20 protein-coding genes, 1 pseudogene and 1 riboswitch are annotated in these 25,233 nt (G+C 74.2%); of the genes and pseudogenes, 11 read left to right on the top strand and 10 right to left on the bottom strand.

Annotated elements, in window-relative coordinates; translation table 11 throughout:
• Positions 1-162 precede the first annotated feature (162 nt).
• Positions 163-1,182: a GNAT family N-acetyltransferase gene (locus tag ACIBBA_RS02230; protein ID WP_396692909.1), complete on the top strand. Its 1,020-nt coding sequence runs from the start codon at positions 163-165 to the stop codon at positions 1,180-1,182.
• On the opposite strand, the gene ACIBBA_RS02225 is transcribed toward ACIBBA_RS02230, so the two are convergent.
• Positions 1,172-3,391 (bottom strand): hypothetical protein, encoded by a 2,220-nt coding sequence (locus ACIBBA_RS02225; protein ID WP_396692907.1) that lies wholly within the window; start codon positions 3,389-3,391, stop codon positions 1,172-1,174. The two genes, ACIBBA_RS02230 and ACIBBA_RS02225, sit on opposite strands and share 11 nt — an antisense overlap.
• 140 nt (positions 3,392-3,531) lie before the next feature.
• On the opposite strand from ACIBBA_RS02225, the gene paaN reads away from it, so the two are divergent.
• Positions 3,532-5,205, top strand: coding sequence for a phenylacetic acid degradation protein PaaN (paaN, locus tag ACIBBA_RS02220; RefSeq protein ID WP_396692905.1), 1,674 nt, complete (start codon positions 3,532-3,534; stop codon positions 5,203-5,205).
• Between the two features lie 114 nt (positions 5,206-5,319).
• Here paaN and ACIBBA_RS02215 read toward each other — a convergent pair whose 3' ends face one another.
• Positions 5,320-5,850: a GNAT family N-acetyltransferase gene (locus ACIBBA_RS02215; protein WP_396692903.1), complete on the bottom strand. Its 531-nt coding sequence runs from the start codon at positions 5,848-5,850 to the stop codon at positions 5,320-5,322.
• A 225-nt stretch (positions 5,851-6,075) separates the two neighbouring features.
• Between ACIBBA_RS02215 and ACIBBA_RS02210 the strand changes: the two genes are divergently transcribed.
• From ACIBBA_RS02210 to groL, 3 genes are all read left to right on the top strand, one after another.
• Positions 6,076-6,279, top strand: a complete 204-nt coding sequence (locus tag ACIBBA_RS02210) for a cold-shock protein (RefSeq protein WP_007073263.1) — start codon at positions 6,076-6,078, stop codon at positions 6,277-6,279.
• Positions 6,280-6,853: 574 nt separating this feature from the next.
• The gene (locus tag ACIBBA_RS02205) at positions 6,854-7,840 is read left to right on the top strand and encodes a hypothetical protein (protein WP_396692901.1); all 987 of its coding nucleotides are present in this window, start codon (positions 6,854-6,856) and stop codon (positions 7,838-7,840) included.
• Between the two features lie 275 nt (positions 7,841-8,115).
• Positions 8,116-9,738: a chaperonin GroEL gene (groL, locus tag ACIBBA_RS02200; RefSeq protein ID WP_396692899.1), complete on the top strand. Its 1,623-nt coding sequence runs from the start codon at positions 8,116-8,118 to the stop codon at positions 9,736-9,738.
• A 93-nt stretch (positions 9,739-9,831) separates the two neighbouring features.
• On the opposite strand, the gene ACIBBA_RS02195 is transcribed toward groL, so the two are convergent.
• From ACIBBA_RS02195 to ACIBBA_RS02185, 3 genes are all read right to left on the bottom strand, one after another.
• A complete protein-coding gene (locus tag ACIBBA_RS02195; RefSeq protein ID WP_396692897.1) occupies positions 9,832-10,077 on the bottom strand; it encodes a hypothetical protein in 246 nt (81 codons plus the stop codon).
• Positions 10,078-10,167: 90 nt separating this feature from the next.
• Positions 10,168-11,100 carry a GNAT family N-acetyltransferase gene (locus ACIBBA_RS02190; RefSeq protein WP_396692895.1) on the bottom strand — a complete coding sequence of 311 codons (933 nt, stop codon included), beginning with the start codon at positions 11,098-11,100 and terminating at the stop codon, positions 10,168-10,170.
• Between the two features lie 52 nt (positions 11,101-11,152).
• The gene (locus ACIBBA_RS02185; RefSeq protein WP_396692893.1) at positions 11,153-13,615 is read right to left on the bottom strand and encodes a S8 family serine peptidase; all 2,463 of its coding nucleotides are present in this window, start codon (positions 13,613-13,615) and stop codon (positions 11,153-11,155) included.
• Positions 13,616-13,750: 135 nt separating this feature from the next.
• Here ACIBBA_RS02185 and ACIBBA_RS02180 point away from each other — a divergent pair, with 135 nt between their 5' ends.
• Both ACIBBA_RS02180 and ACIBBA_RS02175 read left to right on the top strand, forming a co-directional pair.
• Positions 13,751-15,562 carry a glycerol-3-phosphate dehydrogenase/oxidase gene (locus ACIBBA_RS02180; protein ID WP_396693422.1) on the top strand — a complete coding sequence of 604 codons (1,812 nt, stop codon included), beginning with the start codon at positions 13,751-13,753 and terminating at the stop codon, positions 15,560-15,562.
• 121 nt (positions 15,563-15,683) lie between these two features.
• Complete coding sequence (locus ACIBBA_RS02175) at positions 15,684-16,217, top strand: hypothetical protein (protein WP_396692891.1); 534 nt, start codon at positions 15,684-15,686, stop codon at positions 16,215-16,217.
• Between the two features lie 54 nt (positions 16,218-16,271).
• Here ACIBBA_RS02175 and ACIBBA_RS02170 read toward each other — a convergent pair whose 3' ends face one another.
• A complete protein-coding gene (locus tag ACIBBA_RS02170; RefSeq protein WP_396692889.1) occupies positions 16,272-17,672 on the bottom strand; it encodes an FAD-binding oxidoreductase in 1,401 nt (466 codons plus the stop codon).
• A gap of 71 nt (positions 17,673-17,743) precedes the next feature.
• Between ACIBBA_RS02170 and ACIBBA_RS02165 the strand changes: the two are divergent.
• Positions 17,744-17,959 (top strand): annotated as a pseudogene (locus ACIBBA_RS02165) (DUF4031 domain-containing protein); the annotation flags it as partial.
• A gap of 61 nt (positions 17,960-18,020) precedes the next feature.
• Here the strand turns inward: ACIBBA_RS02165 and ACIBBA_RS02160 are convergent.
• Positions 18,021-18,689 (bottom strand): metal-dependent phosphohydrolase, encoded by a 669-nt coding sequence (locus ACIBBA_RS02160; RefSeq protein ID WP_396692887.1) that lies wholly within the window; start codon positions 18,687-18,689, stop codon positions 18,021-18,023.
• An 80-nt stretch (positions 18,690-18,769) separates the two neighbouring features.
• On the opposite strand from ACIBBA_RS02160, the gene ACIBBA_RS02155 reads away from it, so the two are divergent.
• The gene (locus tag ACIBBA_RS02155) at positions 18,770-20,038 is read left to right on the top strand and encodes an aromatic acid exporter family protein (protein WP_396693420.1); all 1,269 of its coding nucleotides are present in this window, start codon (positions 18,770-18,772) and stop codon (positions 20,036-20,038) included.
• A 25-nt stretch (positions 20,039-20,063) separates the two neighbouring features.
• Here ACIBBA_RS02155 and ACIBBA_RS02150 read toward each other — a convergent pair whose 3' ends face one another.
• The gene (locus ACIBBA_RS02150; RefSeq protein ID WP_396692885.1) at positions 20,064-21,329 is read right to left on the bottom strand and encodes an aminotransferase class V-fold PLP-dependent enzyme; all 1,266 of its coding nucleotides are present in this window, start codon (positions 21,327-21,329) and stop codon (positions 20,064-20,066) included.
• A 45-nt stretch (positions 21,330-21,374) separates the two neighbouring features.
• Positions 21,375-21,496: riboswitch (SAM riboswitch) on the bottom strand.
• 23 nt (positions 21,497-21,519) lie between these two features.
• Between ACIBBA_RS02150 and ACIBBA_RS02145 the strand changes: the two genes are divergently transcribed.
• Positions 21,520-22,998, top strand: a complete 1,479-nt coding sequence (locus tag ACIBBA_RS02145; RefSeq protein WP_396692883.1) for a PrsW family intramembrane metalloprotease — start codon at positions 21,520-21,522, stop codon at positions 22,996-22,998.
• Positions 22,999-23,145: 147 nt separating this feature from the next.
• Here ACIBBA_RS02145 and ACIBBA_RS02140 read toward each other — a convergent pair whose 3' ends face one another.
• Together ACIBBA_RS02140 and ACIBBA_RS02135 are read right to left on the bottom strand one after the other, a co-directional pair.
• Positions 23,146-23,313: a hypothetical protein gene (locus tag ACIBBA_RS02140; protein ID WP_350873406.1), complete on the bottom strand. Its 168-nt coding sequence runs from the start codon at positions 23,311-23,313 to the stop codon at positions 23,146-23,148.
• 120 nt (positions 23,314-23,433) lie between these two features.
• On the bottom strand, positions 23,434-23,730 hold the full coding sequence (locus ACIBBA_RS02135) for a GroES family chaperonin (RefSeq protein ID WP_396693418.1): 297 nt from the start codon (positions 23,728-23,730) through the stop codon (positions 23,434-23,436).
• Positions 23,731-23,932: 202 nt separating this feature from the next.
• On the opposite strand from ACIBBA_RS02135, the gene ACIBBA_RS02130 reads away from it, so the two are divergent.
• Positions 23,933-25,231 carry an AI-2E family transporter gene (locus tag ACIBBA_RS02130; RefSeq protein ID WP_396692881.1) on the top strand — a complete coding sequence of 433 codons (1,299 nt, stop codon included), beginning with the start codon at positions 23,933-23,935 and terminating at the stop codon, positions 25,229-25,231.
• The last annotated feature ends 2 nt before the right edge of the window (positions 25,232-25,233 follow it).

Genomic DNA, 25,233 nt, shown 5'->3' with positions numbered 1-25,233 from the left:
GGCGCAAGATGCTCCGTGCGGGAGGGCATTTCGCCGAAGACTTTTGAAGTTCTTGCGACCCAACGCCGGAGGCGTTGTGCGAGTGTCCCTCCCGACCAACGTCCGATCGGGCCAGCGAAAATTCGCTGGCCCGATCGCGTTCCCAGGGCGCACCCTTCCGGCATGAGCATCACGATCGCGCCGTTCGACGCCGCCGACCCGGCCGTGATCGACGAGGCCTACCGGGTCGGGGCGGCGGCGAACGACGCCGACCTGCCCGACTTCCCGCCGTTCTGTCGCCAGCGCTTCGAGGCCATGCTGACCCACCCGATGCCGGGCACGGTCACGCTCTGGGCGCTGGCCCGGCTGGACGGCGTGCCCGCCGGCTACCTGGCGCTGGACCTGCCCCAGCTGGACAACACCGAGAACGCCACCGTCGAGCTGGTGGTCCATCCCGAGCACCGGCGGCGGGGAGTCGGCCGGGCGCTGCACGAGCACTGCCTGCGGTTGCTGCGCGAGCAGGGCCGCAAGCGGGTCATCGGGATGGCCGTCACGGAGCTGCCCGGCGGGCCGGCCCGTTCGGCGGCCGGCGCCGCGTTCGCCGCCGCGCTGGGAGCACAGCCGGCGCTCGCCGAGGTCCGCCGCCGGCTCGACCCCACCCGGGTCGACCAGGGCGCGCTGGACGCGCTGCTCGCCGACGCCCGGGCGCACGCCGCCGGCTACCGCACGGTCCGCTGGCACGGCCTCGTCCCCGAGGAGTACGTCGCCGACATCGCCTACCTCGACGGCCGGCTGTCGACCGACGCGCCCCTCGGCGACCTGGAGTGGGAGGCCGAGCAGGTCGACGCCGAGCGGATCCGGGGCACCGAGCGGGCGCTGGCGGCACGCGGACGGCGGCAGTACCACGTCGCGGTGCAGCACGAGGAGTCCGGCAAACTGGTCGCCTGGACCCTGCTCGACCTCGGCGCCTCCACCGACTGGCACGCGTTCCAGCAGATCACCATCGTCGACCCGGCGCACCGTGGTCACCGGCTCGGTCTGCTCACCAAGATCGAGAACCTGCGCCATCTGCTCGCACACGAGCCGGCGGTCCGTGCCATCGACACCTTCAACGCGGCGGAGAACAGCCACATGATCGTCATCAACGAGCAGCTCGGCTTCCGCCCGGTGGACGGCTGGACCGACTGGCAGCTCACGGTCTGACCGCCGCTCCGCCGTCGCCAGGGCCGGACGGGTCCAGCCGCCGTACCAGTTCCCCGACCGCCCGGTGGAAGTCGTCGTCCGGGACGAACCGGTGTCCACTGATCTTCGGCGGGACGGTGTCCCCGGGCGGGATCAGCAGCCCCGCCGGATCGCGCACCCGGCGATCCACGCGCGCGGCGCGGACGGGAGTCCCGGCGTCCGTGCCGAAGACCGGCCCGCCGATCGGGTCGGTCCACCGCCACAGGTTGAGCCACCGCCAATCCAGCCGGTCACCCACCTCCCGCAGCACGTCGGTCCCGATGTAGGCGGGAAAGACCCGGCTGTAGAGCCGCCCCAACGGCGTGCCGTAGGTCAACAGCGCCACGCGGGCACGGGCGGACGCCGGCAGCTGGAGAATGGTCGCCGCGGCGAGCACGCTGCCGTGGCTCTGCCCGGAGAGCACGACGCGGTCCCCGCCGGTGGTGAGGTGGGTGATCCGGCGGGTGAGGTCCGGCACCACGCGCTCGGCGTAGCAGGGGGCGGCCAGCGGGTGGGCCGCGCGCGGCCAGAACGTGGCCAGCTCCCACAGCACACCGACCACCCGCATGGCGGGCGACCGGTACGCGAGCAGCCCCGCCCCGAACAGGAACAGGGCGAACAGCCCGATGACCAGACCGCCCAGGTCGGTTACGAAGATCACCGGGCGGGCCAGCGACGGCCCGCCCAGCAGGTGGGCCACGTCCTCCGGACCCTCATGCCGCATCGACAGCCCGGCGGCCCCCAGCCCCAGCACGAACAGCAACGCGTACGTCGCCAGGAGCAGCGGGCCGAGGCGGTCCGCGATCCGGGCCCGGATGAGCTTGTCGCGCACCGCCCGCGCCCGCTCCGGAGCCGCTCGTGGCGCCTCCGGGAACTCCCGGCGGACGATCTCCTCCGCCATCCGTCGGTGCCGTGACCGCTGGTAGCGAACTGCCACCAGGGCCACCGTGGCGGCGGACAGCAGCGCGGCAGAGACGCCCAGGGCCGCCCAGCGGAACGCGACCGGCGGGGAGAGCGGCGGGGCGCCCTCCGGCAGGGGGCGCGCCGGGGTGGGGCTGGAACCCCGGTCCAGGTACTCGGCGATGCCGTAGTTCAGTCCCGACGAGTACGACACGGCCAGCCCGATCGCGACCGAGATCACGAGAGGAGCGGCGAGACCGAGCAGCGCCGAGCGCCCCCGCGCCGGCGTCCGGACCAGGACGACGGCCGTCAGCGCCAGCAGCAGGAACATCTGGACGGCGAACAGCAGGGCCACCAGCCTGTCGTACGCCGGCAGGCCGCCGACGGCGGACCAGGGTGCCCGCGGCAGGGCGGCGTACCCCAGGGTCAGCCCGGTCACCACGACCGCGCCCCGAACCACCAGCCGGACGGTGCGGGGCGCCCACAGGGCGCCACCCTGCCGTTCGATCTGGGACAGGCAGAGGAGTACCAGCGCGGCGGCGAGCAGGCCGGCGGACGCGGCGAGCAGCGCGTAGCCCGGGAATCCGCGGTCGTGCGGGACGAGGGCCCGGAGCAGGGCCAGGTCGAGCGTGGCCAGCGCGATCGCGATGTGCAGCGCGCGGAGCCGGAGCAGCAGCACCCGGTTGTCCCAGAAGGCCGGGTCGGCGAGCCGCTCGGCGCCCAGGGCCGCCGGTCCCGCACCGGCGTTCTCGGGGAGCTGCCAGGTGCGGCCGCCGAGCCACCGGACCAGCGCGATCGCGAGGAGCGGCAGCAGGGCGAGCAGCGCCAGGCGTTGCCCGGGCGGCAGGCCCCCCAGCCAGGAGATCTCCCGACGGCCCTCCAGGCAGCGCGGATACGCCGCGCACTGCCAGGCGACCAGGTCGACGGCCACCCCCACGATCGACAGCACGTACATCGCGGTGAGGGTCGCGGCGAGCAGCCGGCAGATCGCCTTACCGGCCGGTTCCCTGTGGCGGCCCGGCGGCAGCATCCAGATGGCGGTGTTGGCGAGCATGAAGGGCAGAAGCAGCACCAGCGAGAAGGTCCGGGTCGCCGTTCCACCGGCCAGCCTGCTCCAGCGGTACGCCTCCAGCGTGGCGCCGGCGGCATCCTGCGGATCGCCGAGGCCAGGATGCACCCGGTAGAAGCCGGCGTTCCGGTCGCCCGCGACCCGGCTGACGATCGGCCGGTCCAGCGTCGCCTCGGGACCGCGGTCGGCGACCCCGTGCACCCGGATCTCGGTGGTTCCCAATCGTGGCCGCTCCCTCCTTCCGCAGGCCGCGCGGTTACCCGGACCCGGTCCGGTCATTCCGGTGCAGAGGCGGAGGAAGACGATCCGAGTTGTGACACGCCCCTACTGATTTTGGTGCGTCCTGTTGCATGATGGCGGGCATGACGGAGACCCCGCACCCCCTGTACGACAGGCACGCCGACACCCTCACCCGTGCGCTGACCGCGATCACGGAGCGTGGGTACTGGTCCGCCTACCCGGAGTCGCCCAGCCCACGGGTGTACGGCGAGACCGCCGCCGCCGACGGCAAGGCCGCCTTTGAGGCGTACCTGCGCGGCGACTTCCCGCTCGACCAGCCGGGCGCCGGTGACCGGGTCGCCACCGAGGTGAGCCCGTTCGGGGTGGAGCTGGCCGTGCGCTACCCGCATGCCGGGGCCGACGAACTGGTGGCCGCCGCGAGCGCCGCCCTGCCGGCCTGGCGCGACGCCGGCCCGCAGGCCCGGGTCGGGGTCTGCCTGGAGATCCTCGACCGGTTGCACAAGCACATCTTCGAGCTGGCCAACGCGGTGCAGTTCACCAGCGGCCAGGCCTTCGTGATGGCCTTCCAGGCCGGCGGCGCGCACGCGCTGGACCGGGCGCTGGAGGCGCTCGCCTACGCGTACGCCGAGATGACCCGGCACCCGGGTACGGCCGGTTGGGAGAAGGCGGCCGGCAAGGGTGACCCGCTGCGGATGACCAAGACGTTCCACGTGGTGCCGCGCGGGGTGGCCCTGGTGATCGGGTGCAACACCTTCCCGACCTGGAACTCCTACCCGGGGCTCTTCGCCTCGCTGGTCACCGGCAACCCCGTGATCGTCAAGCCGCACCCGCGCGCCGTGCTGCCGCTGGCCGTCACCGTCAGGTACGCCCGTGAGGTGCTCGCCGAGGCGGGCTTCGACCCCAACCTGATCCTGCTGGCCGCCGAGGCGCCGGGCGAGAAGCTCGCCTCGACGCTGGCCCTGCACCCGAGCGTCAAGATCGTCGACTTCACCGGCTCCACCGAGTACGGCGACTGGCTGGAGGCGAACGCCCGGCAGGCGGCCGTCTACACCGAGAAGGCCGGCCTGAACACGGTGGTGATCGACTCCACCGACGACTTCGCCGGCCTGTGCCGCAACCTCGGCTTCACGCTGACGCTCTACAGCGGCCAGATGTGCACCACCTCGCAGAACATCCTGATCCCCGCCGGCGGCATCGAGACCGACCAGGGGCACAAGAGCTTCGACGAGGTGGCCGGCGGGATCGCCGCCGCGGTCGGCAAGCTCACCGCCGACCCCGCCCGGGGCGTCGAGCTGACCGGGGCCGTCGTCAACGACGGGGTGCTGGAGCGCCTCGACGAGGTCGCCAAGGTCGGCGAGGCGCTGCTGGAGTCGCGTACGGTCGAGCACCCGGCCTTCGCCGACGCGGTGGTGCGGACGCCGACCATCGTGAAGCTGGCTGCGGACGACACCGCGACCTACGGCCGGGAGTGGTTCGGGCCGATCTCGTTCGCCATCGCCACCGACTCCACCGCGCACAGCGTGGAGATCATGCGCAGGACCGTGGGCGAGAAGGGCGCGCTCACCGCAGGCGTCTACTCCACCGACGAGGCGGTGCTGGACGCGGCCGAGAAGGTGGCGGTCGAGATCGGCGTGCACCTCTCCTGCAACCTGACCGGCGGGGTCTTCGTGAACCAGTCGGCGGCCTTCTCCGACTTCCACGGCAGTGGCGCCAACCCGGCCGCCAACGCCGCGCTCACCGACGGCGCCTACGTGGCGAACCGGTTCCGCATCGTGCAGAGCCGCCGGCACGCCTAGCGTCCCCGGCCCCGCCCGGTCTTGATCATGCTGCGAAGCCGGACGTGGTGGCCTCCCAGGCGGCGCGAGGCCACCACGTCCAGGCGGCGCTGGGGGAAGGTGGGTGTGGCGCCCTCAGGCGGGGCGGCGCATCTGGAGTTCGGTCAGCGCCGGGATGGTCGGGTGCGGCACCCGGACGCCGGTGTCGACGAATCCGAGCCGCTGGTACGCCCGGTAGGCGCGGTCGTTGCCGACCACCACCTCGAGCATCAGCTCCGGCCGGCCGCACTCCCGTGACCAGGCAGCCACCGCGTCGACCAGCTCGGCGAGCAGCCCGTTACCCCGCCAGGTCGGGGTCACGTAGACCGCGTAGATGACAGTCAGCCCGGGTTCGGTCGGGGTGACCGTGCCACCGGCGTGCCCGACCAGGCGGCCGCCCGGGTCGGCGATGAACTGCGCGGTCTCCGAGCCGGCCGAGGTGTACGCGATCCGGGCGGCGTACTCGGCGTGCGGGCGGGCCGCCGCGTCGGCCACGGTCTCCAGGAAGGCCAGCGGAGCGTCGGCGAGCATCTCCAGCCGCAGGGCCCGCATCCGGGCGGCGTCCGCCGGCCGGACCCGGCGGATCTCCGCCTGTCGCGGGCTGGGTCGGGCCGGAGCGGTCATCATGACCGCATACCTACCACAATGATGACGGCCGATGGCCGCGCGGCTGGATATCGGGTGCGATATGCCCCGATTTGTGGTCGTGCGCCGCCGTCACTCCTCGTGTAGCGTGCGATTTCGGTCACCTCTTCAGCGGCCGTCGCCGATCGCGGAAAAGGTGGTCGCCGCGCGCCCGGCCGTGCCCGGCCGCGCGGGTAGGAAACGCCGCGCAGAGTGAGGAAGTGCACCGTGGCACAGGGCACCGTGAAGTGGTTCAACGCCGAAAAGGGCTACGGCTTCATCGCCGTCGACGGCGGGCAGGACGTCTTCGTTCATTTCTCCGCGATCGAGATGGACGGCTACAAGGCGCTCGACGACGGCCAGCGGGTGGAGTTCGAGATCGCCCAGGGACAGAAGGGCCCCCAGGCTGAGCGGGTGCGCGTCGTCGCCTGAGCGGGCGTCGCCTGTCCGGACCATCGGCCGGTGCCGGCCGGGGCTGCGCCACGGGGCCTGACCCTGGAAGATCGTGAACCGTTCCAGCCGTCGCTGAGGAGGGTTCATGTCCGACCAGCCGCCCCCGGCCGCCCCACACCCGGGCCAGCCCGACCCGTCCGGTCCGCACTCGGGCGGCGACAACCCGTCCGGGTCCAGCCCGGGCGAACCCGACCCGGCCACGCCCGCCCCGGGCGCTGACCCGGCCAGGCCCGCCCCGGGCGCTGACCCGGCCAGGCCCGCGCCCGCCCCGGGCGCTGACCCGGCCAGGCCCGCGCCCGCCCCGGGCGCTGACCCGGCCAGGCCCGCGCCCGGTGCCGACCCGGCCATGCCCGCTGGCGCCGGAGCCCCGCCCACCGACGCTCCGGGCGTCCAGCCCGGCTCGGACCCGACCGCGGCGTCCGCCTGGGGCCCGCCGCCGGGCTGGGATCCGGCCGTGCCCACCACCAGTGGCCCGCCGACGGCCGGCTGGGACCCGCGCGTGCCCCCGGCCGCCGGCCCTCCGCCGACCGCGCCGGCCGGCTGGGATCCGCGCGTGCCGCCTCCCTGGGAGGCGCCGCCGGGCGCGCCGCAGGGCTGGGTCTTCCCGCCCACCGGCGGCTACCCGCCCGGCGCCGGGCCGTACGGCGGGCAGCCCTGGTATCCGGGTCCACCGGCCGGGTGGTACCCACCCGGCTTTGATCCGGCGGACCCGCTGGTCACCCCGCCCGGCGTCGGGCTGAGCGGCTGGTTCGACCGGTGCGTGGGGGCGGTGCGGCGCGGCTGGCGACTGCTGCTGCCCATCCTGCTGCTCACCCAGGTGCTGCCGGCCGCGGTGCTGTCGGTGCTCTCCCTCGGGCTGGACCCGACGGCGAAGTGGGAGACGTCCACCGTCGAGGACCCGGCCGCGCTGCCCGACACCTTCTTCACCGACCTGGCCACCATCTTCCTGGTGCTGGTCGGCGGCAGCCTGGTGATCGGGTTGGTGCAGGCCCTGGGCTGGGGCGCCGGGACATGGGTGATCACCCGGCAGGCGGCCGGCGAGCCGGTAGACCTGGCCGCCGCGCTGCGCTACGGCCTGCGCCGGGCGCTCGGGCTCTGGGGCTGGACGCTGCTGATCAGCGTGATCGTCGGCCTGGGCGTCTGCTTCTGCATCCTGCCCGGCATCTACCTCGCCTTCGCGCTGAGCATGGCCGGGCCGGTCTACCTCTTCGAGCGGCACAACCCGATCGGCCGGTCGTTCCGGATGTTCCACGACCGGTTGGGGCTGCTGCTGGGGCGGGTGGCCCTGGTCGTCGCCGTGGTGATCGTCTGCACCGTGGTCGCCAGTGTGATCGAGGGGGTCGGCACCGCCCCGTTCGGCACCGATCCGCTCGCCGCGCCGGGATCCGCGATCGGCGTGGTGGCGGTGATCGCCGTCACCGCGGTGCTGGCCCTCCCCGCCCACCTCGTGCAGCTGGTGGGGCTGTTGGTGACGTACGCCGAGCAGCGGGTCCATGAGCGGCCGGTGAACAGCGCCGGACTGGCCGCGGAGCTCGGCTGATCGCGGCGTTCGTGCTTGCACTCGGCATGGGAGAGTGCTAAACAAGTCATTGGCACTCGCGTACTGTGAGTGCCAAAGGTCGGGGCGGTGGGGCCATGGCCACGCCGGCGGGACAAGCCGCCGGTGGGGCACGTGGCCGGTCGTCGCGGGCTATCCGGCCCGGCCGAGGAGAGCCGTCGTCACCACGGCGACGGCGCCCCAAGGTGCGTACACCAGGCGGCCCATCCGGGACACACACTCGGGTGGCCCGTGAGTGTCCAGGAGGACAACGCCGTATGGCCAAGATGATCGCGTTCGACGAAGAGGCGCGCCGCGGCCTCGAGCGGGGCATGAACCAGCTCGCCGACGCCGTAAAGGTGACCCTCGGCCCCCGGGGCCGCAACGTCGTGCTCGAGAAGAAGTGGGGTGCCCCCACCATCACCAACGATGGTGTGAGCATCGCCAAGGAGATCGAGCTCGAGGACCCGTACGAGAAGATCGGCGCTGAGCTGGTCAAGGAGGTCGCCAAGAAGACCGACGACGTGGCCGGTGACGGCACGACGACGGCGACCGTCCTGGCCCAGGCCCTGGTTCGTGAGGGCCTGCGCAACGTGGCCGCCGGCGCCAACCCGATGGCCCTGAAGCGGGGCATCGAGGCCGCCGTGGCCAGCGTCTCGGAGGAGCTGCTCAAGCTCGCCAAGGACGTGGAGACCAAGGAGCAGATCGCCTCCACCGCCTCCATCTCGGCCGGTGACACCAGCGTCGGCGAGATCATCGCCGAGGCGATGGACAAGGTCGGCAAGGAAGGCGTCATCACCGTCGAGGAGAGCAACACCTTCGGCCTGGAGCTTGAGCTCACCGAGGGTATGCGCTTCGACAAGGGCTACATCTCCGCGTACTTCATGACCGACCCGGAGCGTATGGAGGCCGTCTTCGACGACCCGTACATCCTGATCGTCAACAGCAAGATCTCGTCGGTGAAGGACCTGCTCCCGATCCTGGAGAAGGTCATGCAGTCGGGCAAGCCGCTGCTGATCATCGCCGAGGACCTGGAGGGCGAGGCCCTGGCCACCCTGGTGGTCAACAAGGTCCGTGGCACCTTCAAGTCGGTCGCCGTCAAGGCTCCCGGCTTCGGTGACCGCCGCAAGGCCATGCTCACCGACATCGCCATCCTCACCGGTGGTCAGGTCATCAGCGAGGAGGTCGGCCTCAAGCTCGACGCGGCCGACGTCGACATGCTGGGCCGCGCCCGCAAGGTCGTGGTGACCAAGGACGAGACCACCATCGTCGACGGTGCCGGTGACGCCGAGCAGATCCAGGGCCGGGTGAACCAGATCCGGGCCGAGATCGACAAGAGCGACTCCGACTACGACCGGGAGAAGCTGCAGGAGCGTCTGGCCAAGCTGGCCGGCGGTGTTGCGGTGATCAAGGTCGGCGCGGCCACCGAGGTCGAGCTGAAGGAGCGCAAGCACCGCATCGAGGACGCCGTTCGCAACGCGAAGGCCGCCGTCGAGGAGGGCATCGTCCCGGGTGGTGGCGTCGCGCTGGTGCAGGCCGGCAAGACCGCCTTCGACAAGCTGGACCTGACCGGCGACGAGGCGACCGGCGCGCAGATCGTCAAGATCGCGCTGGACGCCCCGCTGCGGCAGATCGCCGTCAACGCCGGCCTCGAGGGCGGCGTGGTCGTCGAGCGCGTGCGCAACCTGGAGGCGGGCCACGGCCTCAACGCCGCCAACGGTGAGTACGTGGACCTGCTGGCCGCGGGCATCATCGACCCGGCCAAGGTGACCCGCTCGGCGCTGCAGAACGCGTCGTCGATCGCGGCGCTCTTCCTCACCACCGAGGCCGTCGTGGCGGACAAGCCGGAGAAGACCCCGGCCGCCCCGGCTGGTCCGGGTGGCGGGGACATGGACTTCTGAGTCCAGTTCCAACCGGAAACGGGGCGGGCCGCGTCAGCGGTCCGCCCCGTTTCGTCGTCAGGCCGCCAGGTCGGCGGGCGCCGGCAGGCGCGGTCAGGTCGGCAGCGGGCGCTGGTTGCGCCGCTTGTGCGTCCGGTCGTACGGGGCGCGGAGCTGGATCGGCGCGTCCACCATCTCGACCGGCTCCTCCGTCGCGGGGTCGCCGGTGACGCTCATCTCGGCCAGTTGTTCGGCGTCCCCGTAGTCGAGCCGGTCGATCGGCAGATGGCCGGGCAGATCGCCGACCGGGGTCCAGGTGACGGGTGCGACGTCCTCGGTGTGTTCGTCGTCCGTGGTCATTGCTGCCTCCTCTACCGAAACGGTAGGGGGCGTCGATCGACGGATGAGGGCGAATGGCACTATACGGGTCTATATCCTATTCGCCCCGGATCAGTTCCCGATCGTCCGCCGATACAGGAAGAAGACCCGCTCGATCCGCGCACCCGAGCTGCCCGAGTAGAACGGCACCGGCCCCACCCAGCCGATCTGGGCCGATTCCAGCCCCATGTCGTGCTGGTCCCGCAGGCAGCGCCGCAGCAGCACCCCGCCGATCCCCGAGCCCTCAGCCGCCGGGGCGGTGCCCATCGGCCCGAACCAGCTCGGCCGGGACGACCCGTACGCCGCGAAGCCGATCACCTCTCCGTCGCGTTCCGCCAGGTGGCAGCCCGCCCCCGGCCGGCCCACCGACCCGGCCAACTCGCCGTCCCAGGCCCCGCCGAAGGTGGACCGGGCGAACGCGGCCAGCGCCGGCAGGTCCGCCGGCTCCGCGCGGCGCACCGTCACCCCCTGGCCGGCCAACCGTCGCTCCGCGGCCTGCGTCGAGCGCAGCGCCGGCGACTCGTCGTACGACAGGTCGGCGGTCATGTTCCAGGCGGTCCGGTCCTGCTGGTAGCCCAGCGCCAGCGCGGCGCAGACCGCGGGGGTGTACCGGACATCGATTCCCGGCCAGGCGTAGTACGGCGGGTTGCCGGCGAGCAGCACCTCGGCCGCGCCCCGGTCGGCGAGCTGCCGCTCCGCCCCGGCCAGCAGCGCCCGCCCGGCGCCCCGGCGGCGGTGCTCCGGCGCGACCGCGACCAGGTCGACGTGCCCGAGCCGGGGGTCGGCCGCCGACATCGAGCCGATCAGCACCCCGACCAGCTCCGCCCCCCGGTACGCGCCGAGCGCGAACACCGGCCGGTCGGCGGCGGCCCGGGTCCAGAGCGCGTCCACCAGGACGTCCGCCTCGGTCGCGTCCTCGGGCAGGTCGAGCGCTCCGGCGCACAGCCGCACCACGGCGGGCGCCAGATCGGGGGTGAGTTCGCTGACGGTGATCTCCGCGTCCATGGTCGCCGACCCTAGATCACGAGGTACCCGTCCGCGCAAGGCCCGGCCACCGTCAGCCCGCGGCCCGGGCCGCCCGTACGGCCGCGTACGCGTCGACCACGCCGGCCCCGGTGATGTTCGCGGGCCCACCGCAGGCGTCCGCCGGATTGCGGGAGCGATAGGTCGGCTCGGCGGGCGTCGCGGTCTCCCGCAGCAGCTGGCGGGTCCGGGGCAGGTCGCCGACCAGCTCCGGGCTGGCTGACCACATCAGCGCCACCACCCCGGCCACCTGCGGGGTCGCCATCGAGGTGCCGTCGAGCGTGGCGTACCCGCCACCGGGCATCGCGGAGCGGACCCCGACGCCGGGGGCCAGCACGTCCGGCTTGGCCGGCCCGCCCGGCACCGGGCCTCGGGAAGAGAACTGCGCCACCCGGCCCCGGTCGTCCACCGCTCCCACGGTCAGCACGTCCGGGTAGGGCGCGGGTGGGTCGTCGATCGACGCGCACCAGGGGCCGGTGTTCCCGGCCGCGGCGACCACGAAGATGCCGGCGGCGTCCAGCGCGGCGGTGGCCGGCCGGAGCACCCCGGCGTCGCAGCCCTCGATCCCGGGGCAGCCCCAGGAGTTGGTCAGGATGTCCGGCGCGCGCTCCGGACGCCCGTCGGTGAACGCGTCGCCGCCGGACGGGAACGGCGCCAGCATGAACTGGAGGCAGTCCAGGTAGTGCGCCGGGCTGCCGAGGTTGCGGTCCAGGTTGACGCAGCCCACCCACTGCGCTCCCGGTGCCACCCCGATGCCGTCGCGGCCGACCGCGCTGCCCGTCGTGTGGGTGCCGTGCCCGCCCTCGTCGGTGGGGGAGCGGGTGCCGTCCCACGGGTCGTACCAGGAGTCGTCGCCGCCGCGGAAGCCGCCGGCCAACGCGGGGTGGCGGCCGTCCACCCCGGAGTCCGAGCTGCCCACCACCACGCCCGCGCCGGTCACCCCGAGTTGGCTCCAGACCCGGTCGGCGCCGATCCGGCGGATGTTCCACTCCAACCCGGTCGGGGCGGGATCGGCGCCCCGCGTGGTGCCGGCCGGCGCGGGCAGTGGGCGCAACCGCTGGCTGACCAGCACCCGAGCGACCTCCGGGCGGCGGGCCAGCCAGGCCCGCACCGCCGGGCCGCCATCCACCTCGACCCCGTTCACCAGGTAGTACGGCGTGGGGCGCAGGCGCAGCCGGGTCAGCTCCCGCAGAAGATCGGCCTGGCTCCGCTCGGCGGTGTCGACAAGCCGGCGGTAGACCTCGACGGCCCGGGCGTCCCGGCCGGTCCGGCCCGGCGAGGCGGCCGGCAGGCCGGACAGGTCGGCCTGCTCGCGCAGCACCACGAAGAGCCGCTCGCCGTGCAACCCCGGCTGGCCCGGGCCCAGGTCCACCGCGCCGAGCGCGACCAGCAGCACGGCGGCGGCGACCGCCGCCGTCCGCCGACGCGGGACACGACCGCCCGGCCGGGCGAGCAGCAGCCCGTACCCGGCGGCGAGCAGCAGCCCGACCGCGAGCCCGGCGCCGGCGGCGGCCGCCACCCAGAACGGCACGTCCCGGGTGGTCGCCAGCAGCAGGGTGATCTCCTCCGGGTCGGCGAACGCCAGCGGGCCGAACGCGGCGAGCCCGACCACCCACCGGGTCGGACCGGCCGGGACCGCGACGGCGGGGTGCCGGCGGCGGGCGGCCGCGTACAGGGCGGCCAGCGCGAAGCCGGTCGGTGGGAGGGTGAGCAGGGCGGGCAGCTGCGCGCCGGACTGGCCGGCCCCGGCGGCGAGCAGCAGCAGGGCCACCCCGGCGACGAGGCCGCCGACCAGCACCAGCCGGGCCGGTCGGGGCGGGTCGCCGGGCGCGAAGCGGGACCAGAACCTCGCGTCGAGCAGCGCGCCGGCCAGCGCGCCGAGCGCGGCGGCGGCCAGCGCCGCGAGGAGCGTCTCCAACAGCCCGCCGAGCGCGCCCAGCCAGGCCCACGGCAGCAGCAGCGCCAGACCGGCGGCGATCGCCAGCAGGGTGACCGCACCCGGCCGGCGCCGACCGGGCGCCTCGACCTCCGCCCCGGCGACCGGCGTGGGCGCCGGGTCGGTCGTCCGGCGGCGGGCGAGGCGGATCAGGACCGCCGCGGCAGCCGCGGCCGTCGCGGCCAGCCCGGCGAGGTACGCCTCGTGGTGCACCGGCGGGACGGCCCGGAGCAGCCCGAACGCTCCGAGGGCCAACGCGCCGGCCAGCCAGGCCCGCCCGGTGGCCCGGACCGCCGCCGACCGGGGCAGCAGCGCCAGCAGCAGCGCGGGCGTGCCGACCAGCAGCACCGTCAGCAGGCCCGCCGCCGGCCAGAGCCAGCTGACCCGCTCCCGCCCGAAGCCGAGCAGCACCTGATCGGTGAGCCAGCCACCGGCCTGGATCGCCACGGTGACCGCCACGGTCCAGCAACCGGCCAGCACGGCCGCCACCACCGGCCACGGTCCGGGCGGGGGAGCGGTCGGCGGGCGGGCGTCGGCCCAGACGGGGGGTTCGGCCTGCATTGAGAAACAGTACGACGCGCCGTTCCCCCGAGCCGCCCGGCAGCCCGGCCGGTGCGTGCGCGGAGGCGGCGTGGAGCGCCGCGCGTGCCGCCGGATGGTCTTGGCGGTTACCGTGGACGGGTGCGCGACCCCAACGTGTCCCGATCCACCGCCGGCCGGCTGTCGCCCGAACGCCGCGCCGCCGACCTGCGCAGACTCCGGGCGGAGCGCTTCGACGTGCTGGTCATCGGGGGTGGGGTGACCGGGGCGGGTGCCGCGCTGGACGCCGCCTCCCGAGGGCTAAAGGTGGCCCTGGTCGAGGCGCGCGATTTCGCCGCCGGCACCTCCAGCCGGTCCAGCAAGCTGATCCACGGCGGGCTGCGTTACCTGGAGCAGTTGGAGTTCCACCTGGTCCACGAGGCGCTCACCGAGCGCGGGCTGCTGGCCACCCGGCTGGCGCCGCACCTGGTCCGGCCGGTCCCGTTCCTGGTGCCGCTCCCGGCCGGCCGAGGGGTGCGTGACCTGCCTGCCCGGATCTTCCGGCGCTCCTACTACGGCGCCGGTGTGGCGGCGTACGACGTCTTCGCCGGTCTCTTCGGCACCGGCCGGGGCATGCCGCTGCACCGCCACCTGACCCGGGAGGGCGCCCGCCGGATCTTCCCCAGCCTCCGGGCGGACGCGCTGGCCGGGGCGATCCGCTACTACGACGGGCAGGTCGACGACGCCCGGCTGGTGGTCACCCTGGCCCGCACCGCGGCGAGCCTCGGCGCGACGGTGGTGAGCAGCGCCCGGGCCGTCGGGCTGATCCGGCAGGCCCGTGAGGTGACCGGTGTCCGGGTCCGTGACCTGGAGGCACCGGCCGGCTCACCGGACGCCGAGTTCGAGGTGCGGGCCCGGACGGTCATCGCCGCCACCGGTGTGTGGAGCGACGACATGTCCCGGATGCTCAACGACGTGGGGCTGCGCCCCGGGATCCGGGTCCGGGCCTCCAAGGGCGTGCACCTGGTGGTGCCCCGGTCGGCGATCACCGGTGAGACCGGCCTGATCCTGCGTACCGCCACCTCGGTGCTCTTCGTCATCCCGTGGGGCGGGCACTGGATCATCGGCACCACCGACACCGACTGGCGGCTCGACCGTTCCCATCCGGCCGCCTCGGCGCGCGACATCGACTACCTGCTCAAGCAGGTCAACGAGGTGCTGGACCGGCCGCTCACCACGGCCGACATCGAGGGGGTCTACGCCGGGCTGCGCCCGCTGCTGGCCGGCGAGGCCGACTCCACGTCGAAGCTCTCCCGGGAGCACGCGGTCTTCGAGCCGATGCTCGGGTTGCTGCTGGTGGCCGGCGGCAAGTACACGACGTACCGGGTGATGGCCACCGACGTGGTGGACCGGGCGGCGCGCCGGCTGGGCGGCGTACGCCCGTCGCGGACCGCCGACCTGCCGCTGCTCGGCGCGGACGGCTACCCCGCGATGTGGCGCGACCGGGCCGACCTGGCCCGCCGGCACGGCGTGCCGGTCGGTGTGGTGGAGCACCTGCTGGAGCGGTACGGCACCCTCACGCTGGACGTGCTCGCGCTGGTCGACGCCGACCCGCTGCTCGCCTCGCCGCTGGCCGGGGCACCGGAGTACCTGGCCGCCGAGGTCGCCTACGCGGCCCGCGCGGAGGGCGCGCTGCACCTGGAGGACGTGCTCACCCGGCGTACCCGGATCTCCTTCGAGACCAGCCATCGCGGCCTGGAGTCGGCGGAGCACACGGCCGAGCTGATGGGGGCGGTGCTCGGCTGGGACGCCGCCCGCCGGGGCCGCGAGGTGGAGCACTACCGGGCCCGGGTCGAGGCGGAGCGGCAGTCGCAGCTGATGCCGGACGACGTCGCGGCCGACGCGGCCCGGCTGGGCGCGCCGGACGTCCGCGGCTACGCCTCCGACCGGGGCGGCGACGGCGACCCGGTCGAGCTGCCGTCCCGTTGACCGGCTCAGCAGATCCCGGCGAGGGCCCGCCGGGGCCGGTTCCGGCCGCTGCCTTCCCCGCCATAAGCTACCGAGGTGTAGGGCTACCGAGGCCAACCTACGGTCCTGTAGGTTGCGGCGAGTGGTGCGCCCTTCCCGTACACGGCTACTCGTCCCTTTCCTCGGCGTGCTGCTGGCCGCCGCGCTGACCGGGTGTTCCCTGGTCCGCGCGGAGTCGGCCGAGGATCCCAAACCCACGCCCGGCGGTGCTGCCGCCGGCCTGCCGGCCCCCGAGGTGCCGACCACCGTCGGCGACGGTCAGGTCAGCCTCGTGCAGAAGCTCGGTGCCGACGGTCCGCTGCGTACCCTGCGGGTCGAGCCGGACGGCACCTGGCAGTGCATCGACTGCGCCGGCGACGGGGTCAACTCCAGCGGGTCGCTCGACCCGGAGCAGGCGAGCCGGTTGCAGCAGATGCTCGCCGACCCGGGGCTCGCCAGCGAGACGGATGAGGCCCGGCGCTACCGGGCCACCTGCATCGACTCGCTGACCTCAAGCCTGTTCACCGCGGCGGGCCTGGTCACCTCCCAGGACTGCCCGGGCGAGGAGCGGCCCTCCGTCGCGGGCGAGATCCTCCTGCTGCTCACCCAGGCCACCCCGGCCGAGCTGACCGGCTGAGCCGGGTCGACCTGCCCGGGCCGGTCACTCAGCGCTGACTCCGATCTCCGCAGGTCAGAGCACCTTGCCGGGGTTGAGCAGGCCCGTCGGGTCCAGCGCCGCCTTGATCGCCTGGTGCACCCGTACGCCGACCGGCCCGATCTCCTGGGCCAGCCACTCCCGCTTGAGCAACCCCACCCCGTGCTCACCGGTGCAGGTGCCGCCGAGCGCCAGGCCCAACCGCATGATCTCGTCGAACGCGCGCCGGCCCCGCTCGAGGCTGGCCGGGTCGGCCCGGTCGACCACGATGTTCGGGTGCATGTTGCCGTCCCCGGCGTGCCCCACCACGCCGATCGGCACGTCGCACTCCGCCGCGATCCGGGACACCCCGTCGAGCAGCGCGGCCAGCGCCGCCCGGGGCACCGCCACGTCGTCGATGACCAGGCCGCCGTTGCCGCCCGGGTAGGCCTCCGCGGCGAACCTCTCCATCGCCGGATGGGCCAGCCGTCGTGCCTGCAGCAGCGCCGCGGCCTCGACGGCGTCGGTGGCCGCATAGACCTCGTCGGCGCCGGCGGACTCGCACACCTCGGCCAGGCCGGCCAGGTCGTCGGCCGCCCGGGTGCCGGTGTCGGCGGCGGCCAGCAGCAGGGCCTGGGCGTCGGTCCGCAGCCCCATCGGCTGGTACGCCTCGATGGCCCGCAGGTGGGTCTGGTCGAGCAGCTCCAGCAGGCTCGGGCTGAGCCCGCGGGCGGCGATCTCGGCCACCGCCGCGCCGGCCGCCGCGGTGGACGGGAAGACCGCGACCAGGGTGAGCGACTCCGCCGGGGCGGGACGCAACGCCACGGTCACCTCGGTGATCACCCCGAGGGTGCCCTCAGAGCCGACGAAGAGCCGGGTGAGGTCGTAGCCGGCCACCCCCTTGGCGGTCCGCCGGCCGGTGCGCAGCACCTCGCCGGAGGCGAGCACGACCTCCAGGCCGAGCACGTACTCGGTGGTGACGCCGTACTTGACGCAGCACATGCCGCCGGCGTTGGTGGCCACGTTGCCGCCGATGGTGGAGGACTCCCAGGAGCCGGGGTCCGGCGGGTACCAGAGCCCCTGCTTCGCCACCGCCGCGGCCAGCGTCGCGTTCACCACTCCCGGCTGCACCACCGCGATCCGGCTCACCGGGTCGATCTCGCGGATCGCGTCCATCGCGACGGTGCTCAGCACCACGGCGCCGTCCACCGCGTTCGCCGCGCCGGCCAGGCCGGTCCGCGCGCCCTGCGGCACCACTGGTACGCCGTGTCGGGCGGCCGCCCGGACCACGGCGACCACCTCCTCGGTGCTGCGCGGGCGGGTGACCACCAGCGGGGTGCCCGCCGAGCAGAGGTCGGCCTCGTCGCGTTCGTGCATGCGGAGCAGGTCCGGGTCGGTCAGCACGGCGCTCTCGCCGAGGGCGGCGCGCAGGTCGTCGAGGAGCGGGTTTCCGGCCATGCTGGAGAGGCTAGGTCGCCGACCGTCGATCATCAACATGATCGACAAGCGCGGGGGCTAGGTTGGTGGGCATGCTCTACCTGGACCGGCCCGGCTGGCCGTCCCGCGGCCGGCTCTGGTCGCACCTGATCAGCGACGTCTCCTACGCCGAGTTGCACGCCTTCGCCGAGGCGCTCGGCGCTCCCCGGCGCGGCTTCGACCGGGACCACTACGACATTCCGGCCGACCGCTTCGCGATGGCGGTCTGGCTGGGGGCACGGGTGGTGCCCAGCCGGGAGCTGGTCCGGCTGCTCCGCGCGGCCGGGCTGCGCCGCCCCAAGCACCTCGTCCGCGCCGAGGCACGCTCGGCTACGCCGGACCGGGCGTCGGCCGGGACGCCGGACCGGTCAGCGCGGTCAGCTCCCGGTGCAGGTTCGCCCGAGCCGGCCGCTCCCACCGCGCGGCCAGCGGTGGCAGGCGGAACAGCGCCGGCAGGGCGAGCAGCCCGCTGAGCACCCGGGCGCGGCCGACCCGGAAGTCCGGATCGGGCACGTGGGCGTACTCCCGACGGATCGCGGCGGCATAGCGGTCGTACGCCGGCGGGGAGGTGGCCAGCACGGCCAGGTCGGCGTCGCAGAGCAGCGCGCCGTCGGCGTCGTCGGTGGCCACCTCGTGCCCGGCGGTGAGCAGCACCAGCCGGCGGACCTCGGTCACCGCGGCGGCCGGCAGCCCGAGCCCGGCCAGCAACCGGTCGGCCAACTCGGCGCTGTCCCGCTCGTTGGCGTCGCCGGAAGCGCGCGGGTCGTAGATGGCGTCGTGGCACCAGGCCGCCAGCCGGACCAGGTCCGGACGCCCGGCCAGCCCGGCGTACGCGTCGACGACGTCGAGCACGGCGCTCAGGTGGTCGACGGTGTGGTAATGCCGGTGCGGCTCCCGCCACCGGCGCAGCAGCTGCTGCCCGGTGTCGGTCAGCCCGGCGGGATCGGTTGCTCCGGCGTCCCGCGCCGCCGCCCGCCACCGGTCGAGAAGGTCAGCCACCCGTCGAGTGTGCCGCACCGCGCTCCCGCCGTAACGCCGAGGATTCACCCGGCCCGGCGCGGGTAGTACCCGCCATGGCCGTGGCCCGGGGGAGCAGACGTCCGTCTTTTCTACGCCGTGCCGGCCTGCGGAACGGCCGGCTGGCCGACATCGACAGCGCCCGCATCGCCGAGGCGATGGACCAGGTGCGGGACCGGAGCAAGGCGACGCTGCACGATCGGCTGCACCGGGTCCGGATGGCCGCGGGGCTCGCGGTGCAGGCCGGGCTGGCGGCCGCGCTGGCCTACCTTGTCTCGCACCGGCTGCTGGGCAACCCGCAGCCGGTCTTCGCGCCGATCTCCGCCGTCGGCACCCTGGCCGCCTCGGTCGGCCAGCGCTTCCGACGGACCGTGGAACTGATCGTCGGCGTGGCGATCGGGGTGGGCATCGGCGATCTCCTCATCCACCTGCTCGGCACCGGCGCGTGGCAGCTCGGGGCGGTGGTCACGGCGGCCATCCTGCTGACCATCTTCGCCGGGGCGAGCGTCGCGATCGTGATCCAGGCCGCCGCCACCGCCGTGCTGATCGTGACGTTGAGCCCCTCCACCCAGGATCTCGAGATCCCCCGGTTCATCGACGCCTTCGTCGGCGGCGGGATCGCGCTGCTGGTGACGGCGATCCTGCTGCCGCTCAACCCGCTCCGGGTGATCAATCGCGCCGCCCGGCCGGCGCTGGACCTGCTCTCCGCCCAGCTCGACGCGACCGCCGAGGGACTGCGCACCCTGGACCGGGGCAGCGTGCAGCGGGCCCTGGACCGGCTGCGCAACAACAAGGAGGAGCTGGCCAACCTCGCCGAGGCGATCGAGGGGGCGAAGGAGACGGCCACCCTCTCCCCGGCCCGCTGGCACCGACGCGACGAGCTGACCCACTACGCCGAGGCGGCCGACCCGATCGACCGGGCGATGCGCAACAGCGGCACGCTCATCCGCCGCTCGGTCACCCTGATCGAGGACGAGGAACCGGTCCCCGGACCCATGCCGGACGCCATCTCGCACCTGGCCGAGTCGGTCCGCCTGCTCAAGCACGAGTTCGCCGTGGGTGACGAGCCGGAGCAGTCCCGGGAACGGTCGCTGCGCGCGGTCAGCGAGGCCGGCCGGGCGTACGCCGAGGGGGTCGGCTTCTCCGGCAGCGTGGTGATCGCCCAGGTGCGTACCACGGCGAGTGATCTCCTGGTCGCCTCCGGCATCGAACAGGACGAGGCGAACCGCTTGATCCGGAAGTCCTTCGGCGAACAGGAGGCACCCCGGGGCGGTGGGCCCGAGCCGGACGAGAGCGGACCGAAGCAGCCCACCGCACCCCCGGTCGGCTGACCGGCCCGGGGCGCGTCCGCCGGGGTCAACCGAGAGTTGCCAGCGCCGCCAGGAGCCGGTCGACGTCCGCCGTCGTGCTGCCCAGGCCGATGCTGGCCCGCAGCGCGGTCGGCGGCAGATCCCGGCGGCCGGTACGGGCCGCCGCCTCGGTCAGCAGCCGCCGGGCAAGCGGGTGGGCGCAGAAGAGCCCGTCGCGCACCCCGATCGCGTGCCCCCGGGCCAGCTCGGCGGCGACCTCGGCGGAATCCCGGCCGGCGACCACGAACGAGACGATGCCGACCCGTGGCGCGTCCGGGCCGAAGGTGCGCAGCTCCACCACGTGCGGCAGCGCGGCGAGCCCGTCCCGCAGCCGGGTCAGCAGCCGCTGCTCCCGGCGGTGCAGCGCGGCCCGATCGGCGTCGGCGAGGGCGGCGCAGACTGCGGCCAGGGCGACCGCGCCGAGCAGGTTGGGCGTACCCGCCTCGTGCCGCGCCGGCCCGAGCGCCCAGCTCACGTCGTGGGTGGCCGCCCCGACCCGGCTGGTGGCGCCGCCACCGGAGAGGTACGGCGGCGCCGCGTCCAACCAGTCGGCCCGCCCGATCAGCACACCGGCGCCGAACGGGGCGTAGAGCTTGTGGCCGGAGACGGCCAGGTAGTCGACGTCCAACTCGAGCAGGTCGACCGGGGCGTGCGGGGCGAGCTGCGCGGCGTCCAGCGCGATCCGGGCCCGGTGCCGCCGCGCCACCCGGGCCAGCTCGGCGACCGGCCAGCGCTCTCCGGTCACGTTGCTGGCCCCGGTCACCGCGACCAGCACCGGAAGCCCCGGGTTGGCGTCCCGCCGCAGCTCGGCGAGGGCCGCGTCCAGGGCCCGGACCGCCTCGCCACTGTCGGCCGGCACGGGCAGCCGGACCGAGCCGCGCGGCCAGGGCAGCAGGTTCGCGTGGTGCTCGCCAGCGAAGGTGACCACGGTGGTGCCGGGCGGCAACGCGCGACCGAGCAGGTTGAGCGCGTCGGTGGTGTTCCGAGTGAAGATCACGTGGTCGTCGCTGCGGGCGCCGAAGAAGTCGCCCACCGTCTGCCGGGACCGCTCGTAGGCGAGCGTGCAGCGACGGGAGAGCGCGCCGGCGCCGCGGTGCACGCTGGCGTACCAGGGAAGCAGCTCGGCCACCGCGTCGGCCGCGACACGCGCGCACGGCGCGGTGGCCGCGTAGTCGAGGTTGATCTCGCCGGGCACGCCGAGCACGTCGAGCGGCCCGACTGCGGCGGGAACGGTCGCCGGAGCGGGCAGTGCGGGCACGAGGGTGACGGACATGGCAGAACCTCCCGGGGCCGGGACCCCGGGTGCACGTCGGGACGGGGTCCGCGCTTGCCCGGCTCACGAATCGGGGCCGGGCCCGGTCATCACCCGGGGCACCCCACCGCGAACTCGACGAGGGTTGCCGGCCAGCAAGCCGGGGCTTGACGCTGGCGCTCGTGACCTGTCCGCAGCATAGCGGCCGCCGATGCGACCGAACCAGCCGGCCGGGGATGGCTACGCTGACCGCATGGCCGACACCCCGCCCGGCGGAGCCCTGCCGTCGCCGACCGCGCCTTCCGCCCCGCCCGCGCCCGGTGCCGCGCCCCGGATGCCGCTGCGCCGGCTCGGCTGGCGACGGTTCCTGGTGCTCGCCGCGGTGGTGCTCTTCATCGCCGCCTGCGCGACCTTCATGGCCTTCACCCTGGGCGAGAGCCTCGGCGCCCAGGCGCTGCTGATCGGCCTGGTGGCCGCCATCCTGCCGGTGCCGGTGCTGGTCGGGTGCTTCCTCTGGCTCGACCGGTACGAACCGGAACCGCTGAAGTACCTGGTCTTCTGCTTCACCTGGGGCGCGTTCGTCTCCACCGCCGCCGCGCTCACCGTGAACGAGTTCGCCGCCCGCCGGTTCGACGACTGGGGGCTGCCGTCCGCCCTCACCAGCGTGCTCGTCGCGCCGTTCGTCGAGGAGTTGACCAAGGCGCTCGGGCCGATCCTGCTGCTGATCTTCCGGCGCCGGGAGTGGTCGGGGATCACCGACGGCCTGGTCTACTGCGGGCTCTCCGCGGTCGGTTTCGCCATGGTGGAGAACATCCTCTACCTCGGCGGCTACGGGTTCCGGACCGGCGTGGAGCAGTTCGGGCCGGCGACCGGCGCCCAGCAGGTCATCGCCATCTTCATCGTCCGGATCCTGCTCTTCGGCTTCGCCCATCCGCTCTTCACCTCGATGACCGGGGTGGGGCTGGGCATCGCCGCGCGTACCGCCGACCGCCGGGTCCGGGTGCTGGCCCCGATCGCCGGCCTGCTGCTGGCCATGATGCTGCACGGCACCTGGAACCTGCTGCCGACGCTGACCCAGGCCACCGGCCAGGCGTTCATCATGCTGTACGGCTTCATCGGGGTGATGGTGCCGATCTTCTTCGGCACGGTCGGGCTGGCGGTCTGGCTGCGCGCCTGGGAGGGGCGGCTCACCGAGCGGACCCTGCCGGACTACGTCCGTGCCGGCTGGCTGAGCCCGCCCGAGGTGGCGGCGCTGAGCAGCCTGGGCCGCCGGCACGCGGCGCGGGCCTGGGCGCGCCGGGTGGCCGGCGACGGCGGAGTCAAGGCGATGCGTGGTTACCAGTTCGCCGCCACCCGGCTGGCGCTGCTGCGCGACGGCTCGCTGCGGGGCCTGGACCGCCGGCCGGTGGACCGGGAGCGGACCGCGCGGGAGGAACGGGAGTTGCTGGACGCGATCACCGCGTACCGGTCGTTCTTCGCCGGTCGCGATCCGCAGGCCCCCGCCGGGGTGTGGGACGGGAACCGCTACCACCTGCGGTTCCCGGACGGTTCGCAGCGGCCGGTGGACCCGCCGGAGGAGCCGGTGGTGCCGATCCCGGTGGTGCTCGCCGCGCCGCCGCCGGCGCACCCGGTCGGTTATCCGCCGCCGGGCTGGTACGGCCCGCACCCGGGCTGGCCGGGGCGTTTCTGAAGGAAGGGCGCTGGTTTCCGGGCGGCGCCGCCGTGCGGAGCCGGCGCGCCGACCGGGCGGCGCGCCGGTGTTCCGCGTGCGCGGCCGGTTCGGCGCGGCGGCCGGGCGCGGCCGCTCGGCGTCGCGGGATCGGTGCGGGCCGGCCGGTCAGGCCATCAGGCCGGTGAGGAAGTCACCGAGCCCCTGGAACATCGCCATGAGGCCCGCGCCGATCGCCTTGAACGTCGCCGCCGCGCCGTCCGGCCGGAACGCCATGAAGTAGATCAGGAATCCGATGAAGCCCCAGAAAAGCAGCTTCCTAATCCACTCGGGCATCGTCCCTCCCCAGGGCGGTGGTGCGGCTGGCTTCCCGGCCGGGGGCGGTGCAAACGACGCCCGCGACGGCAACGGCGGAATCTTCGCCGTAGGCGAGGCGGGTACGCCTGGGGTGCGGACCTAGAGGTACAGGCCGGTGGAGTCGTTCTCGACCCGTTCGGCGGCGACGGCGTGCACGTCCCGCTCGCGGAGCAGGACGTAGCCCCGGCCGTGCAGCTCGACCTCCGAGCGGTCGTCCGGGTCGAAGAGCACCCGGTCGCCGGAGACGATGGAGCGGACGTTCGGACCCACTCCGACGGCGGTCGCCCACGCCAACCGCTTACCCACGGCCGCGGTCGCCGGGATCACGATGCCGGCGGTCGAGCGTCGCTCGCCCTCGCTGCCATCCATCCGGACCAGCACCCGGTCGTGCAGCATGCGGATCGGCAGGCCGGAGTCGAGATTGTCGTGGGCGGTCACGCCGCAGACGCTACCGTGTGGTCCGGTCAACGCCCGCCGGTGGTTACCGAGGTGGTGACGGGGGCAATGGATGGCGGAACTGCCCTACTGTGGTGCGGTCCGGCGTATGCTGTCCGACCTGTCGCCGTGGGCGGACCGGTCGTCTTGCCAGGAGGTGCGCTTGAGCCGCTTCGAGCGGATACGCGAGCGGCTCGGCCGCGCGTACCAGTCGGGACGGGACTCCGTACGGTCCGGCCGGGACCGGACCGAAGACCCGCCGGAGGTGGCTGGAGTGGCCTCACCGACCTCGCCGGGGCCGGTGGCGCCGCCGACGGCGACGGTGGTCGGCGCCCCCGCCCCCGCGGCGATGCACACCTCCACCGCCAGCCGGGACGACGCCGACGTGCCACACGCGCTGCGGATCGCCGCCGCCTGGTCCTGGCGGTTGATCGTGGTCGGCGCGGTGGCCTGGGCGCTGCTGATGATCGTCAGCACCATCAAGATCGTGATCATCCCGCTGGCCATCGCGTTGCTGCTCTCGGCGCTGCTGGCGCCGGCGGTCGGCTGGCTGCTGCGGGCCCGCTTCCCCCGCTCGTTGGCGACCGCGGTGGTGCTGGTCGGCGGCCTGGCCGCGGTGATCGGCACGTTGACCCTGGTGGTGAACGAGTTCATCCAGGGGGTGCCGGAGCTGAGCGAGAAGTCCTCGGAGGGCGTCCGGCAGATCCAGAACTGGCTGAAGACGGGCCCACTGCACCTCTCCGACACCCAGCTCGACCGCTACATCGACGAGGCGCAGCACTGGATCAACGGCAACACCCAGCGGTTCACCAGTGGGGCGCTCAGCACGGCCGCCACGCTGGCCGAGGTGCTGACCGGCACCATCCTGGTGCTCTTCGCGACGTTCTTCTTCCTCCGCGACGGCAACCGGATCTGGCGCTTCCTGGTCCGGCTGCTGCCGGTGGCCGCCCGGTGGAAGGTCGACGACGCCGGCCGGGCCTCCTGGGCGACGCTCGGGGCGTACGTCCGGGCGACCGTCCTGGTGGCCTTCATCGACGCGGTCGGCATCGGCATCTTCCTGGTCATCTTCGACGTCCCGTTCGCCTTCCCGCTGGCCGCGCTGGTCTTCCTCGGCGCGTTCATCCCGATCGTCGGCGCGGCGCTCTCCGGCGGCGTGGCGGTGCTGGTCGCGCTGGTCGACAGCGGCCCGGTGACCGCGCTGATCATCCTCGGCGCGGTGGTCGGTGTGCAGCAGCTGGAGGGGCACGTGCTCCAGCCGCTGATCATGGGTCGGGCGGTGGCCATCCACCCGCTCGCGGTGATCATCGGTATCGCCGCCGGCGTGGTGCTCGCGGGCATCACCGGCGCGCTGGTCTCCGTACCGCTGATCGCGGTGCTCAACACGGCGGTCCGCCGGCTCGCCGCCCGCACGGTGCCGGACACCCCGCCGGACGCCGTGGTGGTCGCCTCCCAGGCGCCCTGACG

The sequence above is a fragment of the Micromonospora sp. NPDC051006 genome, assembly GCF_044456245.1.
Lineage (GTDB): Bacteria > Actinomycetota > Actinomycetes > Mycobacteriales > Micromonosporaceae > Micromonospora.
This window is presented reverse-complemented; position numbering and strand designations above follow the sequence as displayed.

Bases quoted from the DNA above. Each gene is read 5' to 3' on its own strand.
- ACIBBA_RS02170 (WP_396692889.1), bottom strand. From the start codon at position 17,672: ATGGCCGGAAACCCGCTCCTCGACGACCTGCGCGCCGCCCTCGGCGAG.
- ACIBBA_RS02150 (WP_396692885.1), bottom strand. From the start codon at position 21,329: ATGTCCGTCACCCTCGTGCCCGCACTGCCCGCTCCGGCGACCGTTCCC.
- paaN (WP_396692905.1), top strand. From the start codon at position 3,532: ATGACGGAGACCCCGCACCCCCTGTACGACAGGCACGCCGACACCCTC.
- ACIBBA_RS02140 (WP_350873406.1), bottom strand. From the start codon at position 23,313: ATGCCCGAGTGGATTAGGAAGCTGCTTTTCTGGGGCTTCATCGGATTC.
- ACIBBA_RS02190 (WP_396692895.1), bottom strand. From the start codon at position 11,100: ATGGACGCGGAGATCACCGTCAGCGAACTCACCCCCGATCTGGCGCCC.
- ACIBBA_RS02215 (WP_396692903.1), bottom strand. From the start codon at position 5,850: ATGATGACCGCTCCGGCCCGACCCAGCCCGCGACAGGCGGAGATCCGC.
- ACIBBA_RS02195 (WP_396692897.1), bottom strand. From the start codon at position 10,077: ATGACCACGGACGACGAACACACCGAGGACGTCGCACCCGTCACCTGG.
- ACIBBA_RS02145 (WP_396692883.1), top strand. From the start codon at position 21,520: ATGCGACCGAACCAGCCGGCCGGGGATGGCTACGCTGACCGCATGGCC.
- ACIBBA_RS02230 (WP_396692909.1), top strand. From the start codon at position 163: ATGAGCATCACGATCGCGCCGTTCGACGCCGCCGACCCGGCCGTGATC.
- groL (WP_396692899.1), top strand. From the start codon at position 8,116: ATGGCCAAGATGATCGCGTTCGACGAAGAGGCGCGCCGCGGCCTCGAG.
- ACIBBA_RS02185 (WP_396692893.1), bottom strand. From the start codon at position 13,615: ATGCAGGCCGAACCCCCCGTCTGGGCCGACGCCCGCCCGCCGACCGCT.
- ACIBBA_RS02135 (WP_396693418.1), bottom strand. From the start codon at position 23,730: ATGCTGCACGACCGGGTGCTGGTCCGGATGGATGGCAGCGAGGGCGAG.